Here is a 16375-nt window from a genome sequence, read left to right as displayed (position 1 = left end):
CTAGCCTGCTTCTCGCCATGCAGAGCTTCCCACAAGGTGCGCAGGACATCATCGATTCAGAGGGGGCCCAGACGGCCGCCCGGAAGCTCGAAGGGGCCCGGGAGCTGGCCGTGGACGTGGAGGCGGATGCGATGCACGCCTTCCGCGCCCGCCTGTGCTTCCTCCAGGTGGCCACGGACGAGGAGGTGCTCCTCTTCGACACGCTCCAGCCCGGGGTGGAGGCCGCCCTGCTCGCCCCGGTGATGGGGGACCCGGACCGGACCAAGTTCTTCCATGCGGCCGGGGGGGACCTGCCCTACCTGGCCGAGGCGGGAGTGAGGGTGCGGGGGCTGTTCGACACGCACCGGGCGGCGACGCTGCTGGGCTGGCCCAAGGTGGGGCTGGCGGACCTGGCGCGCGAGCGGCTGGGCGTGGAGCTGCCGAAGGAGCACCAGCAGTCGGACTTCTCGCTGAGGCCGCTGCCGCCGGGGATGCGGGACTACATCGCCAACGACGTGCGCTACCTGGTGGAGCTGGGCCGGCAGGTGAGGGAGGAGACGCGCAAGGCGGGCATCCTCGAGGAGGTGCTGCTGGACTGCCAGCGCATGTGCGACGAGGCGGCGGCGAGGCCGGAGGTGGGGGCGGACTTCAAGCCGCGCCTGCCGAAGGCGGGGCTGACGCCGACGCAGATGGTGCTGGCCAACGCGATTGCCCAGGCGTTGCACCGCAAGCGGCTGGAGTGGGCCGAGGCGGAGAACGTGCCCATGGGGAGGATGCTCTCCAACATGGCCATCTCGGACATCGCGGTGAAGCCGCCGGGCAACCCGAGGGAGCTGGCGAAGGCGGCGGGAGTCCGGGGTGCCTTCGTGAGGGCGCATGGGGATGAAATCATCGCCCTGGTGCGCGAGCTGCTGGAGAAGTCCCGGCGGGGCGAGCTGAAGCCGGCGGAGGAGCAGAAGGGACCGAAGGACGCGAACCGGCGCAAGCGCGAGGAAGCGCTGAAGGCGTGGCGCGCGGAGAAGGCGACGGCGCGGAAGGTGATGCCGTCGGTGGTGCTGCCCAACCCGGTGTTCGACGTGCTCGTGTCACGGCCCCCGGCGGACCTGGACGAGCTGAGGGCGGTGCCGTACTTCGGGGAGAAGCGGGTGGAACTCTACGGAGAGGACCTGCTGACGCTGCTCGCCCAGCACCCCGTGCAGGGCTGAGCCCCCTCGAGCACACCAGCCCCGGGACACCGCTCCCGGGACAGGTGGAGACACGAGCCCTACTTGGAGGTGATCTTCACGTTTCCAATCAGGCGCGCGTCGCTGTCGAAGTTCTGGCCATCGACGATGATGCCGAACGGGTAGCCCGCGGTGAGCGGGAGCGAGGCGGTGCCGCTGACGTTCCAGCCATCCCCGTAGTTACGCGTGTAGAGGTTCACGAGGGTGCGGCCATTGGGCCCGTCCGCGAAAGCGGTCGCGTTGGCGTACACCATGAACCAGGCGTGGAAGCCGGAGTAGTTCCAGTCGAAGTTGAAGGTGGTGGACTGCGGCGCGACGGCCGAGAAGGTCCACTGCTGGGGGCTCCAGACACCGGAGCCATTGAGGTAGTAGTCGAAGGTCACCGCCTCCGCGGCGCCACTGTCCGGGGTGCTCGTCCGGGTGCCGGGGCCGGAGGCCGTCCAGGCCAGCGACTCGATGGGCAGGGCCTGCGAGCCATGCAGCCGGAAGGACATGTCATAGGGCGTGTCCGCGTAGTAGCCCAGCCAGTACTGGATGCCATTGGCGTAGACGTTGCCACACATGGAGAAGGCACCGGAGTACGTGGAGAGCCGCACCAGCCGGAAGGTGTAGGCATGGTTGGGCTGGAGGTTGAGGCCCAGGCCGGCGAAGGAGAAGCCATACCAGCCGGAGGGTGTTCCACCCGTCTGCGAGCCCAGCGTCAGCGTCGTCGAGGAGGTGGCCAGGCGCGTTCCACCCGTCCCCTCCCCGTCATAGACCTCCAGGCCATAGGAGGTGGTGTAGTACAGCTCGGGCTTGAGCCAGACCTCGATCGCCTGGAGATCGGTGGCCGCGTTCACGCGGAAGCTCTGGCCGATGGCGTTGTTGATGGCCACGTTGGTGTTGCAGCCCGCGGTGTCGACGTTGATCAACAGCTCGGCCCGGGCCTGGTCGGCCAGCAGGAGGGTGGCGCCACACGCCAGGATGCCGCAGAGGGAAGGGAACGACTTGGCGAACTTCATATGGGGACTGACTCCGAAGAGAAGGCGCCGCGCTCACGGCATCGTGAGCGTCGGGCGCGGTGAACGCTCCCCTGAGTGACGCTTCGTGAGGCGGCTCAGGGACGCGGAATCAGGCCATCGCAAGCTCCGTACCAGCCTCCTCCACCCACCGTTCAGAGGGAGACCCCCTCCAACGGGATGTCGGCGACATGTCGCCGACGCCTCCCGACATGTCGCGGGGGGTTCCCGTGCAATAGAACCGGCTCCTGGGCGTTCTCCCGCCACCTCATCGAGGGACATCATGCACCTCCGCCTCCGCCACGCCCCGTGGGCTTGACCAGCCCGGCGTGCCGCTCGTCCCCCTGGGCCCGCGGCAAGCTGTTCACCGCACTGGGCTCCTTCCGTGACCCCGGCGCCCGCCCGCGCCACCACCGCCCTGATGCTCTCCGAGGACTTCTTCACGCTCGAGGTCCTCATGGTCCTGGCCAGGTGAGTCCGCCTTCCGGGCGCGCTCTTCACGAACTTGTCCAACTGTTGGACAAGTCTGGCGAGACCGGACCCGGAGGGGTCCCTCCTGCTTTCGAGCCGAGGACAGACCCCTGTACGGACTTACTTCGGCCGGCTTAGCGCCGGGTCATCGTGAACTTCTGGTTGTCGTAGCCATTGCAGGTCCACTGGAGGATGTGGCCGCCGTCCTCCTGGCTGAAGGCGAAGACGTCCAGGCACTTGCCGCTGTGTTTGGCCTTGAGGCTGTAGTAGCCGTCGCCGTGGTTCACGAGCGAGAACTTCTGGTTGTCGTTGCCGTTCCACGACCACTGATAGACAGTGGCCCCATCCCCCGTGGAGCTGGCCTCGACGTCCAGGCACTTGCCGCTGTGCCTCGGCACGATGAAGTAGTAGCCGTCCGGGGTGGCACGCAGGGAGAACTTCTGGTTGTCACCGTTCCCCCAGCTCCACTGGTGCAGCCAGGCCTGGTCATTGGTGGCGGCGTTCAGGATGTCCATGGCCTTGCCGCTGTGCTTCGCCGTGAAGCTGTACAGCTTGTCCGACTGGTCCATCAGCACGGAGAGGTAGCCCGTGTTGTCGTTCACGTGATCGATGTGGAAGCTGACCACATCCTTGCTCCCATCGTTGTTGAAGTCGTGGACGGCCACGTCGGCCCCGTGCGTGGACTCGCCCAGCCGCGCATTGAGCGTGCGGGCGGTGGTCGCCGAGGAGCCCGAGCCACTCCAGCCCGATGACACCGCGCCCGTCGCCGCCGAGAGATCATAGCCCACCTGGTAGACGTGGACGTCATCACCCGAGGGCGCATCCACCCAGGAGATCACGAGGTCCGGCCGGCCGTTGCCATCCATGTCCGCGATATCGAGGCCCATGTCCGAGGTGGCGCTGCCCACCCAGCCGGACTTCGCGTGCGTGCCGCTGTACGAGCTGATGCCGCCACTCGTGCCGAGGTCCCACCCCACCGCGTAGTAGATGCTGTTCTCGCCACTCGCATCATCGACGGTGCCCACGACCAGGTCGGGCCGGCCGTTGCCATTGATGTCGTGCAAGGCGACATCGGCCCCTTGCGTGCGGCTGCCGTGGAATCCACCCGAGAAGCCGTAGGGGCCACTCCACGACGAGACGGTGCCGCTCGTCGTCAGGTCCCAGCCGATGCGGTAATGGGTGCTGTCCGCGCCGTCCGGATTGTCGACGTGGACGACGACCAGGTCGGGCCGGCCGTTGCCATTGATGTCCCCCACGGCGATGCCGGCGCCGCTCGTGTACTTGCCCCACCAGCCCCCGATGCTCATGACGCCACTCCAGCTCGTGGGCTGATACTTGCTGCCCGCTCCGTTGGAGTACGTGACCTGGCCGATGTTCCAGCCGATCCGGTAGTAGCCGTTGTTGCCGTCGCTCGGGTCATCCACGTGGAAGACGATCATGTCGGGCCGGGAGTCGCCGTCGAGCTGGGTGATGGCGACGCCGCCGCCCGCGTTGGCGGACCCCCACCAGCCGGAGACATTGGAGAACTCCGTCACGCCGTCGTAGAGGGTCCGGATCGTCTCGATGTCGGTCGAGCTCAGTCCATCGCGCTGGCCGATCGTCACGCCCGAGGTTCGCGGGGTGATCGTCTCCGCGCCGTTGATGCCGAACGCGGTGCGCCCGTAGTGCATGATGGACCCGTAGTCGTACGCCCCCACGTCCATGCCGTCGTACCCACTGGCCGTGTACGTCTGGAAGTTGTGCGAATAGCCGGACTGGATGTTGTTCCAGTTGATGGTGACGTAGTTGTCACGATCGCCGCGCATCTGCTCGTGCCACACGCCCAGGGCATGGCCAATCTCATGGATGGCGTTGCCGGTGGAGCAGCCGCTCTCCAGCGTGATGCTCTGCGCGCCGCCCGTCCTGCCCACGGACGAGCTGCACCCGGAGCCCGACACGAACTTCACGTAGGCCGTCTCGGTCGTGCGGGGAACGAACTTGATGTTCGTCTTCTCCGTCCAGTGCGCGATGGCGCTGGTGACGCGCGACGGGCTGCTCAGCCCCGAGTCGATCACATAGGGCACCACGCCATTGGGCCAACGCGTCGAGGCATGGGCGCGGGCCGTTCCACTGGCATGGCGCTCGCCCGGCTCGGAGAGGAGGTGCAGCGGCATCACGATGTCTCCGTCGATGACCGCGTTGCCGTCGATCTCCTCGTAGTCCACCTGGAGCTCGCCCCGCTCCGTGCGCAGCATGCCGGTGCGGGCCACGCCGGTGCGGCCCGGATAGGCGCGCTCGGCACCACCGAACGTGGAGGGCGTCTCTTCCGCCCGCGGCTCCTCGACGGCGCCGTCACATCCGGCCTGGGTGGTGACGGCGAGCATGCCGAGGCTCGCGGCGGTGAGGGTGGCGCGGAACGGGGACTTCTTCGGGGTCTTCATCTCGCGTGTCCTTTGTGGAAGCAGGCTTCACTTCCTTGGACACGTGGGTCTTGAAATCGGGCAACGCCGCTGGAACCCACGGCGTCTCCAGGGCTGGACCCATGCGGATCGTCATCTTCTGTCACGAGTGACGGGGCCGTCCCGTCAGGGGTGATGGCCCCGGCATCATCCATGCCAGGGGGAAGGCGGTGGATTGCTGGAGTTTCGCGAAGAGCGGGGCGGGAACTCCGGTGCGCTCCTGTGCGTCCTTCTCGATAGCACCAGGCACGAGGCTCAGTGTCATGGAGCCGATTGAACATGTGGCTCGGGGGGCGACGGATTCGGTTGCGGCTGGGGGGAACGTGCGTAGGTTTGAAGCCGCTGTGGAGGTGGCGTGGGCATGTCTGGAGTCCGACTGGGTGGCGCGACGGCCGACATCCATCACTGCATCGCCGCGAGCCTGAGTTGTCAGGCCTCGTGCGAAGCGGCGATGGAGCAATTGGCCTCCAATGGAATGCGCGCTGACAGCGAGCCGATGCGCCTGCTGCGGCAATGCGCGGAGTTGTGCGAACTGAACGCCCGTGCCCTGCAAAAGGACAGCCGCCTGGCGCGGCGCACGGCGACGCTGTGCTTCGAGCTGAGCAACCAGGTGGCGCGTGCAGCGTGGCTGGACGGGAACCTGGCCTCCAACGTGCTGGCACGCGACGCGCTGCAACTGGCCCGGGCCTGCCGGCCGCTGCTCTTCACCTGACGGAGCAACCGCGCGTTCTTCCCCGTGGAAGTCCCCTCTCCCCCTGGGAGAGGGCTAGGGTGAGGGTCTTCTTCCTGAAGAGGACCCCCCATGCAGACCCCGTTCTTCCTGGGCCCGCGCCTGTACTTCCGTCCACTCGAGCGTGAGGACGCGCCGAGGCTGGTGGCTTTCATCAACCACCCCGACGTGCGCCGCAACCTGCTGGTGCACCGCCCGATGAACACGGCGCAGGAGGTGGCCTTCGTGGACACCCTCACCGCCAGTCCGAAGGATGTGATGTTCGCCATCGTGCTGCGGGATGGGGACCGGATGATCGGCACGAGTGGGCTGCACGACCTGGACTTCCGGAGCAGGCGAGCGACCTTCGGGATGCTGATCGGCGAGCCGTCCGAGTGGCGCAAGGGCTACGGCACGGAGGCCACGCGGATGACGCTGGAGTACGGCTTCGGCACGTTGAACCTGAACCGGGTGCAACTGGAAGTGCTGGAGCACAACACGGCGGGTATCCGGGCCTACGAGAAGGCGGGCTTCCAGCGAGAGGGCGTGCTGCGGCGGCACCACTACGTGGATGGCGCGTACGTGGACACGTGGGTGATGGGCATTCTGCGCTCGGAGTGGAAGCCGGCTCCGGCATAAGGTGCGGCGCACGAGGAGCGCATGACGGAGGGAGACACGCAGGACCTGCGGGACGTGGTGCGGCGGCTGGAGGAGACGGTCTCGCGGCTGGAGGCACGCATCGAGAAACTGGAGACGGCGGCCCCGGCGCGGCCACTGCCCTCCCCCGTTGCCAACCCCGCCGGTCCCGGCGAGCCCGTACCCGAGGCGGAGCAGAGAGACTTGGAGGCACACCTCGGCACGTACTGGCTGAGCCGGGCGGGCATCGTGGCGCTCATCATCGGCTTCGCCTTCCTCATCATCTACCACTTCGGTGAGCTGGGGGTGCTGGCACGGGTGGGCGCGGGCTACCTGCTGAGCGCGGGGCTGGCGGCGCTGGGCCTGTGGCTGTCACGGCGGCACGAGCTCTTCGGGCGCATCGTCTTCGGCGGAGGCCTGGCGCTCGCCTACTTCGTCACGTACGCGCTGCACTTCGTGCCGGCGGTGCGGGTCATCGAGAGCGAGCCCCTGGCGCTGGTGCTGCTGGCGCTCAACGTGGTGGGCATCGTGGTCATCGCCCAGCGGATGCAGTCGGAGACGGTGGCGGGCATCGCGCTCTTCCTCGGGTTGCGCACGGGGATGCTCAGCGACATCACCTCCTTCACGCTCATGTCCACCAGCATGCTGGCGGGTGGAGCGCTCTTCTTCCTGGTGAAGAACCGCTGGGTCTTCGTGCCGCTGTCGAGCCTGGTGGCCGTCTACGCGACGCACGTCGTCTGGGCGATGCGCACGGACGCCATCGCTCAGGGCCAGCCCGACGGCGAGCAGCTGACGCTGAGCCTGTCCTTCCTGGCGCTCTACTACGTCATCTTCTCGGTGGCGCTGCTGGTGCACCCGCGCGAGCTGTCGAGGCGCGCGGCGCTCTCCTTCGCGCTGCTCAACTGGGTGGGGATGCTCACCCTGGGAGCGGTGGAGGTGGGGCGCTGGGGCGAGCCGCACCTCTTCACCTTCTTCATCACGCTCGCGCTGGCGCAGGGCGTGGGCGCCGCGGTGGCCGGGTGGAGGAACGCGCACCCGGCGGTGCTCCAGGCCTTCCTGGCCACGAGCGGCCTCACGCTCGCGCTGGGTCTGCCCTGGCAGTACGAGGACTCGGCGCTGGTGCGGGCGTGGACGGCGGTGGGACTGGTGGCGGGAATCGCCGGGCGCGTCCTGGGCGCGGGCGCCCTGCAGGTGGTGGGCGTGGGCATCCTCTACGTGGCGCTCGGGGCCACGTGGCAGGTGCCGCCCACGGCGCGCGCGCTCCTGGACGCGGCCCTGCTGGTGGGCTTCGCGCTCGTCGAGCGGGCCGCGGTGGCGCGGACGGACCGGCTGCCTCCGCCTCTCGAGGGGCGCCGCCGCGGCGCGCTCCAGTTCTCCTGCGCGGCCGGAGCGGGGCTCGCGCTGCTGTGGCTCGTGGGCGAGCTGATGCCCTCGGACCTCACCACGCTGGGCTGGGGCATCGCGGCGTTTGGACTGTTCGCCCTGGGCTTCGCCGTGCACGAGCGCTGGTACCGGCTCGTGGGCATCGCGGTGCTGGCCTTCACCCTGGGACGCCTGCTCTTCGTGGACCTGTCCGGGCTGCCACCCAACCAGCGCATCCTCACCTTCATCCTGCTCGGGCTGATGCTGCTGGCGGTGTCGTACGTGTACACGCGGCTGCGAGGAAACCGGAGCTGAGCGGACCTACTCCATCACCGGCGGCTGGGGCGCGTTCGTCTTGCGCAACGGCAGCTCCGGAAGCGCCAGGGTGACGAGCAACGCCAGTATCGCGATGAGCAGGGTGATGCGGTAGATGTCGCGGATGGCCTCGGAGAAGGCCTCCTTGAAGGCCAGGGCCAGCTTGTCCACGGTGGCCTCGGCGGCCCGCTGGGCCTGGGCGAGTCCCTCGAGCCGGCCCTTCGCCGCGGGGTCTCCCGCCTGGGCCGCTGGGGCGAGCGCCTCGCGCTGCTTCTCGAAGCCCTCGGCGATGCGCGCCTTGATGGCCACCGCATCGAACGAGCGGCCGGTTGCCCCACCCTCCTCGCTCACCTGTCCGCCCCCGGCATTCCGGGGCATGAGCTGCTGACGGAGCGCCACGGGCACGTCCCGGGTGGCCTCGGTCATGTGCGTGGCCATGGACGAGGAGAGCGCCAGACCGAACACCGTGCCCATCAACGCCACGCCGATGGTGGAGCCCATCTGGCGGAAGAACGTGGCGCTGGACGTGGCCACGCCCACCTGATGCGGTGCCACGGCGTTCTGGATGGCCAGGGTGAACAGCGGGATGGAGGGGCCCAGCCCCAGGCCCACGAAGATCATCTTCAGCGTGAGCTCGCCCTGGGTGGAGGCGGGGCGGAGGGTGAAGGCCATGACCCCGAAGGCGGCCACCGCGATGACCTGCCCGGCGAGCATGAACACCTTGTAGCGGCCCAGCCGGGAGACGAGCTGCCCGGAGAGGACGTTGCCGGCGACGATGCCCAGGGTGAGCGGCATCATCGTGAAGCCCGAGTGGGTGGCCGACAGCCCCACCACGTTCACCATGAAGAGGGGCAGGAAGACGATGGCGCCCAGGAACACCGCGCCGCTGATGAAGGCGGCCACGTTGCCCACGGCGAACGTCTTGTTGCGGAAGAGCTTCAGGTCGAGCAGTGGCTCCTGCACGGTACGCTCGACCCAGATGAAGGCGACGAGCCCCAGCACCGAGAGCGCGAACATGCCGAGAATCTGGGGCGAGCCCCACGGGAACCCCGTCTCGCCCGGAGCCACGGTGCGGCGGCCCAGCGACAGCGCGAGCAGCAGCGGCACGGCGAACAGCGACAACGTGAGCGCGCCCAGGATGTCCACCGAGGCCTTACGGCCCTCGTGCCGCAGCGGCGGCATGCGGGTGAGGATGAAGCCGAGCGCCACCGCTCCCACGGGCAGGTTGACGAAGAACACCCAGTGCCAGCTCAGGTGGTCCGTGAGGAAGCCGCCCACCAGCGGGCCCACGACACTCGAGAGCCCGAACACGGCACCGAAGATGCCCTGGTACTTGCCGCGCTCGGAGGGCGGGAAGATGTCCGCGACGATGGCGAACGCGCTGGTGAAGAGCGACGCCGAGCCGACGCCTTGCAGGGCACGGGCGAGGATGAGCTGGAGCGTCGTCTGCGACAGGCCGCACAGCGCCGAGCCCAGCAGGAAGATGAGGATGCCGATGACGAGGATGCGCCGCCGTCCGAACGCATCCGACAGCTTCCCGTACACCGGCACGAGCACCGTGGAGGCCACCAGGTACGAGGTCGTGATCCACGCGTAGAGCGAGGCGGGGATGTGCAGATCTCGCTGGATGGCGGGACCGGCGGTGGACACGATGGTCTGGTCGAGCGCGGCCAGCAACATGCCCAGCAGGACGCCCAGCAGGGTGAGGATCTTCTGCGGGCGGGTCAGCTCGAAGGCCATATGTCGGCGGCTCCAATTCAAGGGACTTCCGACAGCTCGAGGACCCTCCATATCTCTAAGGAGAGAGGACTTCATGGGCAATGGAGGCCGGGTGATGAGCCCGTGACGTCCCAGGTCGACCGGGCAAGGCCGCTCGGCTACCGTGCCAGGAAGGAGGCACTGTGAGCTCGCTCGTCGATCCCCTCATGCGCATGGCGTACCGGGGCGCCTACACCCTGGCGCTCGGGTACTGGTTCGTGCGCCGCCCCGAGACACAGGGCACCCTCGTCGGCGTGTGGCACGGTCGCAAGGTGCTGCTGCTGCAGAACTCGTACAAGCGCGTCTTCAGCCTGCCCGGCGGTGGACAGAACCGGAACGAATCCCCGCGAGAGACGGGCGCACGCGAGCTGCGCGAGGAGGTGGGGTTGAGCGTCGCCCCGAGCGAACTGCGCCAGGTCTTCGAGGCCCGGGGTACCGCCGAATACAAGCGCGACCGGTGCTTCTTCGTCGAGCTCACGGTGGAGGAACCGCCCACGCTTGCCCTCGACAACCGCGAGGTGGTGTGGGCCTCGTTCATCGACGTGGACACGGCTCTCCAGCTCCCCCTCGCGGAGATGGTGCGCGCCTACCTCGAGGAGGCCGCGCGCCGGCGCGCATGAGGCCCCCTCCCATGTCCCGAGGGACTCAGAGCGTCACGCCATAGAGGGCGCCGTACTTGGACTTGAGGTAGGCGAGGAAGTCCACATCGGTGAGGCCCTGGCCCGTCACCCTGCGCACCAGCTCCTCGGCGGGCAGGCGGTAGCCCTCGGCATGGATGTGGGTGCGCAGCCACTCGCGCAGGGGCTTGAGCTCACCTCGGGCGAGCCCCTCCTCCAGCCCGGGCATGGCGCGCTGCGCGGCGCGGTAGAGGGACGCGGAGTAGAGGTTGCCCAGCGCGTACGTGGGGAAGTAGCCGAACTCGCCCCAGGACCAGTGGATGTCCTGCAACACGCCCTGCGTGTCGTCCGGCGGCGTGACGCCCAGGAAGCGCCGCATGCGCTCGTTCCACGCCGCGGGCAGCTCGTCCAACGGCAGCTCGTCACGGATGAGCATCAGCTCCAGCTCGTAGCGCAGGACGATGTGCAGGTTGTACGTCACCTCGTCCGCCTCCACGCGGATGAGCGAGCGCGAGACGCGGTTGACGGCCGTGTGGAAGGTGTCCAGGTCCACATCCGCGAGTGCCTGGGGGAAGGTCTCGCGCAGCACCGGGAAGTAGTGCGTCCAGAAGGACCGGCCACGCCCCACCTGGTTCTCCCACAGGCGTGACTGTGACTCGTGCAGGCCCGTGGAGGGCGCGTTCGCCAGCGGGGTGCGATGGTGGGCCGGGGAGAAGCCCTGCTCGTACAGGCCATGTCCTCCCTCGTGCAGCGTGCTGAAGAGGGCCGAGAGCGCGCCCTCCTCCAGGGCCGTGGTGAGGCGCACGTCCATGGGGTGCTGCCCGTTGGAGAAGGGGTGGATGCTCTTGTCCAACCGCCCCGCCTCCAGATCGAAGCCCATGTCCCCCAGCAGCCGCAGCGTGAGGCGCCACTGCGCCTCGGGGTCGAAGTTCCGGCCCACGAAGAGATCCTCCACCTTCCGCGGCGCGGACTGGAGGGCCTCCACCAGGGGGATGAGGTTGTCGCGGAGCGCGCTGAGCACCGGGCTCAGGCGTGCCACGCGCATGCCGGGCTCGTAGACCTCGAGCAGCGCGTCGTAGCGCTCTCCGCCATGGCCATAGGCATCCGCCTGCTCGCGGCGCAGGGCCAGCAGCCGCTCCAGGGCGGGCTTGAAGGCGGAGAAGCGGTTCTCCTTGCGAGCCTCTCGCCACGCCACGAGGCCCCGGCTCTGCGCCTCGGCGAGCGCCTGCACCAGCGCCTTGGGCACCTTCACCGCCCGGTCCCGCTCCTCGCCGAGCACGCGCGCCATGGCCCGCTGGTCATCCGTGAGGTCCGGGTTGCCCACCGCCCAGGCGAGCAGCTCGCCCAGCCGGGGGTCCACCAGGCGCTCGTGGTGGAGGCCCTGGACCGTGGAAAGCTGGAAGGCCCGCGACTCGGCGGCCTTGGGGGGCAGGTAGGTCTCCTGGTCCCACGTGGCCAGGGCGATGAGCCCACCGAGGTCCCGGAGCTCGTGCATCCGGGCGAGCAGCGCGTCGAAGGTCTTGTCCATGGCGGATTCTTTAGTCCGAATCGCCCCGGACTTCCGCAACGCGCGGCATTCGGTTAATTGCCCCACCATGGCCAGCCAGCTTCAGTTCTTCATGTCCCCCGACGACGAGGTCGCCTTCTTCCGCTTCCTCGAGCGCTTCGAGCTGGAGGTGTACCCCCGGCGCGTCCCGCCGGACTGGGAGACCTTCCGCGCCCGCGAGGAGAACGTCCCCCGGTTGCCCGAGGAAGACGTGTACCTGGTGGCCGTCAGCGTGGGGCCGGCCATCGTGGACAAGGTGAAACGCGGCCCGGACAAGGGCTTCTGGCGCATCGACGAGGTGCGCTCGCCCGTCATCTTCCTGGAGCGCTGCCGGATGAACGAGGAGGGCGAGCTGCTCAGCGGCCAGATGTGGGCCGAGATGGAGGTGACGCCCCAGACGGGCCGCAAGGACGCGGCCTCGGACCAGTTCCGGCGCATCTACCGGGAGATAGAGGAGTACCTCAAGAAGACGTTCCGCAAGGGCGACCCCAAGGCCTTCTTCGTGGGCCCCAAGGCCGCGCGCCTCTACAAGGAGACCCGCCTGGTGCTGCGCGACTCGGCCCACCGCGGCGGCACCGTGGTGCCGTACAAGTGAATTAGAATCCGTCTCCCCGGCACCTGTGTGCGGGTGGTTACCTGGAGACGCGACCTTGCGACGATTCCTTTCCCTGATTCTTCCCCTCTCGCTCGGCCTCGTCCTCGTGGCCACCTCCTGCGACCCGGACGGGCCCGATGGGGGCTCCAACGACGCGGGGAGCGAGACTCCAGCGGATGCGGGCGGTGACGCGGGCACTGACACCGACGCCGGAACGGACGCGGGGACGGATGCCGGGACGGACGCTGGAACGGACGCGGGCACCGACCCGGATCCCGAGGAGCCCGGAGACCCCTGCGCCCTCACCGATCCCCAGCCCTCCACCTGCGCCTATGGCTCGTACTGCGGCGCCATCAGCAGCACCTGCCAGCGCGTGCGCCCCCCGGCGTGCGCGAACTTCAACAAGTTCCCCGTCTCGTGGGACCCGGCCACCTCCACCGGCCCGGTCACCTATGCCGCCGAGCAGGTCTCCCTGGTGCCGGATGGCACGGACTGCCCCTCTGCCCTCCCCATGCGCTTCCAGGTCCGCGTCCGGGCCTATTCGCCCTCCGGCGCGCTCCCCACCACCGCTTCCGAGCTCTCGAAGGTGTTCAGCTACGTCAACCCGAATGGCTCGTACCTCTCGGAGGCCAGCCAGTTCAGCGACATCGTGACCAGCGGCGATCTGAAGAACACGGAGTTCGTGGTGAGCAACTGCATCGCCAATCAGCCCTCCGTCGACCTCGGCTTCTACTTCGAGGAGGGGAACGGGCTCTGCTTCACCGTCACGAAGTAGCGCTTGGGGACCCGGAGCAACCCGGGTCCCCCCGGCTCCGCCCCACGACTACGGGGGTTCACCCCACGTGGGTTAGACTCGGACCCGATGTCCACCGTGAATCTGAGTTCTCCCGCCCACCGGCTCCTCGGAGCTGCCCTCCTCGCAGTACTCTGGTGCACAGGGGCCGTGGTCCTGGCGCTCTCACGGCCCTGGATGGGCCTGACACTCGAGGGCGATCTCCAGACCGGCACGGTGACCGTCGTCCATGGGGAGGGCCCTGGCGCACGGCTTCCCGTCCCCGCGAGGCTCCTCGCCCTCGGTGCTCCAGGACATCCACGCGTCGGGCTCTCCGCGACGGCGCTCGCCGAGGATCCGGATCTCTTCCAGACCTACGAGCAGCTGGATGGCTTCTTCGCGGAGCAGAGCCGTCTGGCGCGGCTGCTGGCGGCGGACTCCGTGCGGCTGGAGCTCGTCGGACAGGACGGTGAGCCCCGCACGTTCACCCTCTCCCCGGAGCCGCGGCGGCCACTGCGGAACCTGCCCCCCGTCTTCTGGTTCCAGCTCTTCGCCGGGAGCGCGGCCTTCCTGATCGGCGCCTGGGTCTTCGTGCTCCGTTCGCGCGACCTGGCGGTCCGCATGTTCGGCGTGATGAGCATGATGTTCCCGCTCTTCTCGGTGACCGCCGCCGTCTACAGCACGCGGGAGCTGGCGCTCGATGGAGGGCTGTTCCGCACGCTCTCCGCGCTGAACCAGACGGGAGCCTCGCTCTTTGGTTGTGGCCTGGTTGCGCTGTTCCTCTCATACCCCCGGCAGCTCGTCCGGCCGCGCGCGCTCTGGGCGGTGCCGGCCGTCTTCGTCACGTGGCTGCTCGCCAGCCTCCTCCGGCTCACGCCGGATCCAGAGTGGGGCGCGCACCTCCCCATCCTCTCCGAGATGCTGCTCGCCCTCGGGTGCGCCGGGGTGCAGTGGCGGGTGACCCGGGGAGATCCGCGTGCACGGGCCTCGCTGCGGTGGTTCGGCCTCTCCATCCTGGTGGGGGCGAGCCTCTTCGTCTTCACCCGGGTAGGCGCCCCCCTGCTGGGCGGCATTCCTCCGCTCGCCCAGGGCTACTCCTTCGGCTTCTTCCTGCTGATGGATGTGGGCCTGGCGCTCGGCCTGCGCCGATTCCGCCTCTTCGAGCTCGACGAGTGGGCCTACCGCATCCTGTTCTGGGTGGGTGGAGCCCTCGCGCTGCTGCTGCTGGACGCCGCGCTCGCCTACCTGCTGCAGCTCGAGGCGGCCCCCTCGCTGGGGCTGGCGGTGCTGCTGTGCGGGCTCGGCTACCTTCCCCTGCGCAACTGGCTCTGGTCCCGCCTGGTGCCGCGCGGGCAGCTCGGAGAGCAGCAGCTCTTCCAGGCGCTGCTCGAGGTGGCCTTCGCACCGGCTGGAGCGCAGCGGGCGGAGCGGTGGAAGTCCCTGGTGGGGAGGCTCTTCGAGCCGCTCACCCTCGAGCCCGTGGACGGCGAGGTGCGTCAGGTCCAGCTCCAGCAGGATGGGCTCGAGCTGCTGCTGCCGCCGTCGGCGTCGGCGCCCGCGCTGCGCGCCGCCTATCCCTTCAAGGGCCGCACCCTCTTCGGCCCACAGCACTTGCGGTTGGGCGAGTACCTCGTCGAGCTGATGCAGCAAATCGAGGCCAGCCGCGACGCCTATGACCGCGGCGTCCGGGAGGAGCGGCGCCGGATCGCCAGGGATCTCCACGACGACGTGGGTGCGCGCCTGTTGACGGCCCTCCACCAGGATGCGCTCGACCGGACCCGGCAGTCCATCCGGCTGGCGATCGCCGACATCCGCTCCATCGTGAGCGCGCTGACCGGACGGCTCATCCCAGCCGCGGACGTGCTGGCGGACATCCGGCACGAGACCGCGCAACGGCTCGAGGCCGCGGGGATCGAGCTCGAATGGCCCCTCTCCCTGGCGGAGCCGGACGGCGCCGAGCTGAGCCACCACGTCTCCCGCCAGCTGGTGTCCATGACGCGGGAGGCCATCTCGAATGTGATCCGCCACGCCCGGGCCCGGAAGGTGGAGGTGAGCAGCCACCAGGGAAAGGAGGAGTTGCTCCTCACCATCCGGGATGACGGGGCGGGATTCGACGAGGGCGCCGGCAGCGGTGAAGGGCTGCGCAACCTGAGGCAGCGCGGTGAGGAGGCGGGGGGCGAGGTGCGGATCGAATCCGGGCCGTCGCGCACCCTGCTGGAGTTCCGCCTCCCCGTACAGGAGCGGCCGTATGCCAGCACGGCGAAGGGGCGCGCGTGACGGACGAGAAGCGTGTGCTCATCGTCGAGGATCAACCCGAGCTGCGAGCCAGCCTCCGGCAACGGCTGGAGAAGGCCTACCCCCACGCCGCCATCTTCGAAGCGGGGAGCATCGCCGAGGGGCGTGCGCTCATCCAGGAGAAGAGCGCCGTGTACCTGGCGCTGATCGATCTCGGGCTGCCGGATGGCTCGGGCGTCGAGCTCATCAGACAACTGGCGGAGACCCACGGCTCGGCGCTGATCGTCGTGGTCACCATCTACGCGGACGATGCGCACCTCTTCCCGGCGCTCTCCGCGGGAGCGCACGGGTACCTGCTGAAGGAGACCCCCGAGGAGGTCTGGCTGCGGCAGCTCCGGCAACTGGAAGCAGGCACGCCGGCCCTGTCCCCGCCGGTGGCCCGCCGCATCCTCGAGTTCTTCCGGGAACGCGCGCACGAGCCAGCCCGCCAGCAGGCGCCCGCTCCCCCCCCGCCCGCCCCTCCCGTGGTGCTCACGCCCCGGGAAACCGAGGTGCTCGGCTACATCGGCCGCGGCATGAGAATCGGCGAGGTCGCGGGAATGCTGGGGCTGGCCGAGAGCACGGTCGCCGGCTACGTGAAGGACATCTACCGGAAGCTCAACATCTGTTCCCGCGCCGAGGCCGCGCTGGAGGCGGCACGGCGCGGGCTGGTGTAGGGCGC

General features: G+C 69.0%; 13 protein-coding genes. 9 read left to right on the top strand and 4 right to left on the bottom strand.

Annotated elements, in window-relative coordinates; translation table 11 throughout:
* Positions 1-17: 17 nt before the first annotated feature.
* A complete protein-coding gene (locus Q664_RS35420; protein WP_043406069.1) occupies positions 18-1184 on the top strand; it encodes a ribonuclease D in 1167 nt (388 codons plus the stop codon).
* Between the two features lie 59 nt (positions 1185-1243).
* Here the strand turns inward: Q664_RS35420 and Q664_RS35415 are convergent, their stop codons facing one another.
* Both Q664_RS35415 and Q664_RS54200 read right to left on the bottom strand, forming a co-directional pair.
* On the bottom strand, positions 1244-2203 hold the full coding sequence (locus tag Q664_RS35415; protein WP_043406067.1) for a hypothetical protein: 960 nt from the start codon (positions 2201-2203) through the stop codon (positions 1244-1246).
* A 602-nt stretch (positions 2204-2805) separates the two neighbouring features.
* On the bottom strand, positions 2806-5091 hold the full coding sequence (locus Q664_RS54200) for a M12 family metallopeptidase (protein ID WP_063934813.1): 2286 nt from the start codon (positions 5089-5091) through the stop codon (positions 2806-2808).
* A 379-nt stretch (positions 5092-5470) separates the two neighbouring features.
* On the opposite strand from Q664_RS54200, the gene Q664_RS35405 reads away from it, so the two are divergent.
* The 3 genes from Q664_RS35405 to Q664_RS35395 all read left to right on the top strand — a co-directional run bounded on the left by Q664_RS35405 (position 5471) and on the right by Q664_RS35395 (position 8131).
* Complete coding sequence (locus tag Q664_RS35405) at positions 5471-5821, top strand: four-helix bundle copper-binding protein (protein ID WP_043406064.1); 351 nt, start codon at positions 5471-5473, stop codon at positions 5819-5821.
* Between the two features lie 90 nt (positions 5822-5911).
* Positions 5912-6457, top strand: coding sequence for a GNAT family N-acetyltransferase (locus Q664_RS35400; RefSeq protein WP_043406061.1), 546 nt, complete (start codon positions 5912-5914; stop codon positions 6455-6457).
* A gap of 21 nt (positions 6458-6478) precedes the next feature.
* Positions 6479-8131 carry a DUF2339 domain-containing protein gene (locus Q664_RS35395; protein WP_043406059.1) on the top strand — a complete coding sequence of 551 codons (1653 nt, stop codon included), beginning with the start codon at positions 6479-6481 and terminating at the stop codon, positions 8129-8131.
* Positions 8132-8137: 6 nt separating this feature from the next.
* Here Q664_RS35395 and Q664_RS35390 read toward each other — a convergent pair whose 3' ends face one another.
* Complete coding sequence (locus Q664_RS35390; protein WP_052519059.1) at positions 8138-9871, bottom strand: MDR family MFS transporter; 1734 nt, start codon at positions 9869-9871, stop codon at positions 8138-8140.
* Between the two features lie 161 nt (positions 9872-10032).
* Here Q664_RS35390 and Q664_RS35385 point away from each other — a divergent pair, with 161 nt between their 5' ends.
* Positions 10033-10509, top strand: coding sequence for an NUDIX hydrolase (locus tag Q664_RS35385; protein ID WP_043406056.1), 477 nt, complete (start codon positions 10033-10035; stop codon positions 10507-10509).
* Positions 10510-10534: 25 nt separating this feature from the next.
* Here the strand turns inward: Q664_RS35385 and Q664_RS35380 are convergent, their stop codons facing one another.
* Positions 10535-12034, bottom strand: coding sequence for a carboxypeptidase M32 (locus tag Q664_RS35380; protein WP_043406053.1), 1500 nt, complete (start codon positions 12032-12034; stop codon positions 10535-10537).
* A gap of 67 nt (positions 12035-12101) precedes the next feature.
* Between Q664_RS35380 and Q664_RS35375 the strand changes: the two genes are divergently transcribed.
* From Q664_RS35375 to Q664_RS35360, 4 genes are all read left to right on the top strand, one after another.
* Complete coding sequence (locus tag Q664_RS35375) at positions 12102-12647, top strand: hypothetical protein (RefSeq protein WP_152622523.1); 546 nt, start codon at positions 12102-12104, stop codon at positions 12645-12647.
* A 55-nt stretch (positions 12648-12702) separates the two neighbouring features.
* The gene (locus Q664_RS35370; RefSeq protein WP_043406047.1) at positions 12703-13422 is read left to right on the top strand and encodes a hypothetical protein; all 720 of its coding nucleotides are present in this window, start codon (positions 12703-12705) and stop codon (positions 13420-13422) included.
* 195 nt (positions 13423-13617) lie between these two features.
* Positions 13618-15696 (top strand): ATP-binding protein, encoded by a 2079-nt coding sequence (locus Q664_RS35365; RefSeq protein WP_160174569.1) that lies wholly within the window; start codon positions 13618-13620, stop codon positions 15694-15696.
* Positions 15693-16370, top strand: coding sequence for a response regulator (locus tag Q664_RS35360; RefSeq protein ID WP_043406045.1), 678 nt, complete (start codon positions 15693-15695; stop codon positions 16368-16370). The genes Q664_RS35365 and Q664_RS35360 overlap by 4 nt, the downstream gene beginning before the upstream one ends.
* The last annotated feature ends 5 nt before the right edge of the window (positions 16371-16375 follow it).

It is taken from the genome of Archangium violaceum Cb vi76, from assembly GCF_000733295.1.
Classification (GTDB): Bacteria; Myxococcota; Myxococcia; order Myxococcales; family Myxococcaceae; genus Archangium; species Archangium violaceum.
Note: the sequence above shows the minus strand (reverse complement) of the source record. Positions and strands in the feature narration are given on the sequence as shown.

Bases quoted from the DNA above. Each gene is read 5' to 3' on its own strand.
- Q664_RS35365 (WP_160174569.1), top strand. From the start codon at position 13,618: ATGGGCCTGACACTCGAGGGCGATCTCCAGACCGGCACGGTGACCGTC.
- Q664_RS35395 (WP_043406059.1), top strand. From the start codon at position 6,479: ATGACGGAGGGAGACACGCAGGACCTGCGGGACGTGGTGCGGCGGCTG.
- Q664_RS35390 (WP_052519059.1), bottom strand. From the start codon at position 9,871: ATGGCCTTCGAGCTGACCCGCCCGCAGAAGATCCTCACCCTGCTGGGC.
- Q664_RS54200 (WP_063934813.1), bottom strand. From the start codon at position 5,091: ATGAAGACCCCGAAGAAGTCCCCGTTCCGCGCCACCCTCACCGCCGCG.
- Q664_RS35405 (WP_043406064.1), top strand. From the start codon at position 5,471: ATGTCTGGAGTCCGACTGGGTGGCGCGACGGCCGACATCCATCACTGC.
- Q664_RS35400 (WP_043406061.1), top strand. From the start codon at position 5,912: ATGCAGACCCCGTTCTTCCTGGGCCCGCGCCTGTACTTCCGTCCACTC.
- Q664_RS35380 (WP_043406053.1), bottom strand. From the start codon at position 12,034: ATGGACAAGACCTTCGACGCGCTGCTCGCCCGGATGCACGAGCTCCGG.
- Q664_RS35375 (WP_152622523.1), top strand. From the start codon at position 12,102: ATGGCCAGCCAGCTTCAGTTCTTCATGTCCCCCGACGACGAGGTCGCC.
- Q664_RS35420 (WP_043406069.1), top strand. From the start codon at position 18: ATGCAGAGCTTCCCACAAGGTGCGCAGGACATCATCGATTCAGAGGGG.
- Q664_RS35415 (WP_043406067.1), bottom strand. From the start codon at position 2,203: ATGAAGTTCGCCAAGTCGTTCCCTTCCCTCTGCGGCATCCTGGCGTGT.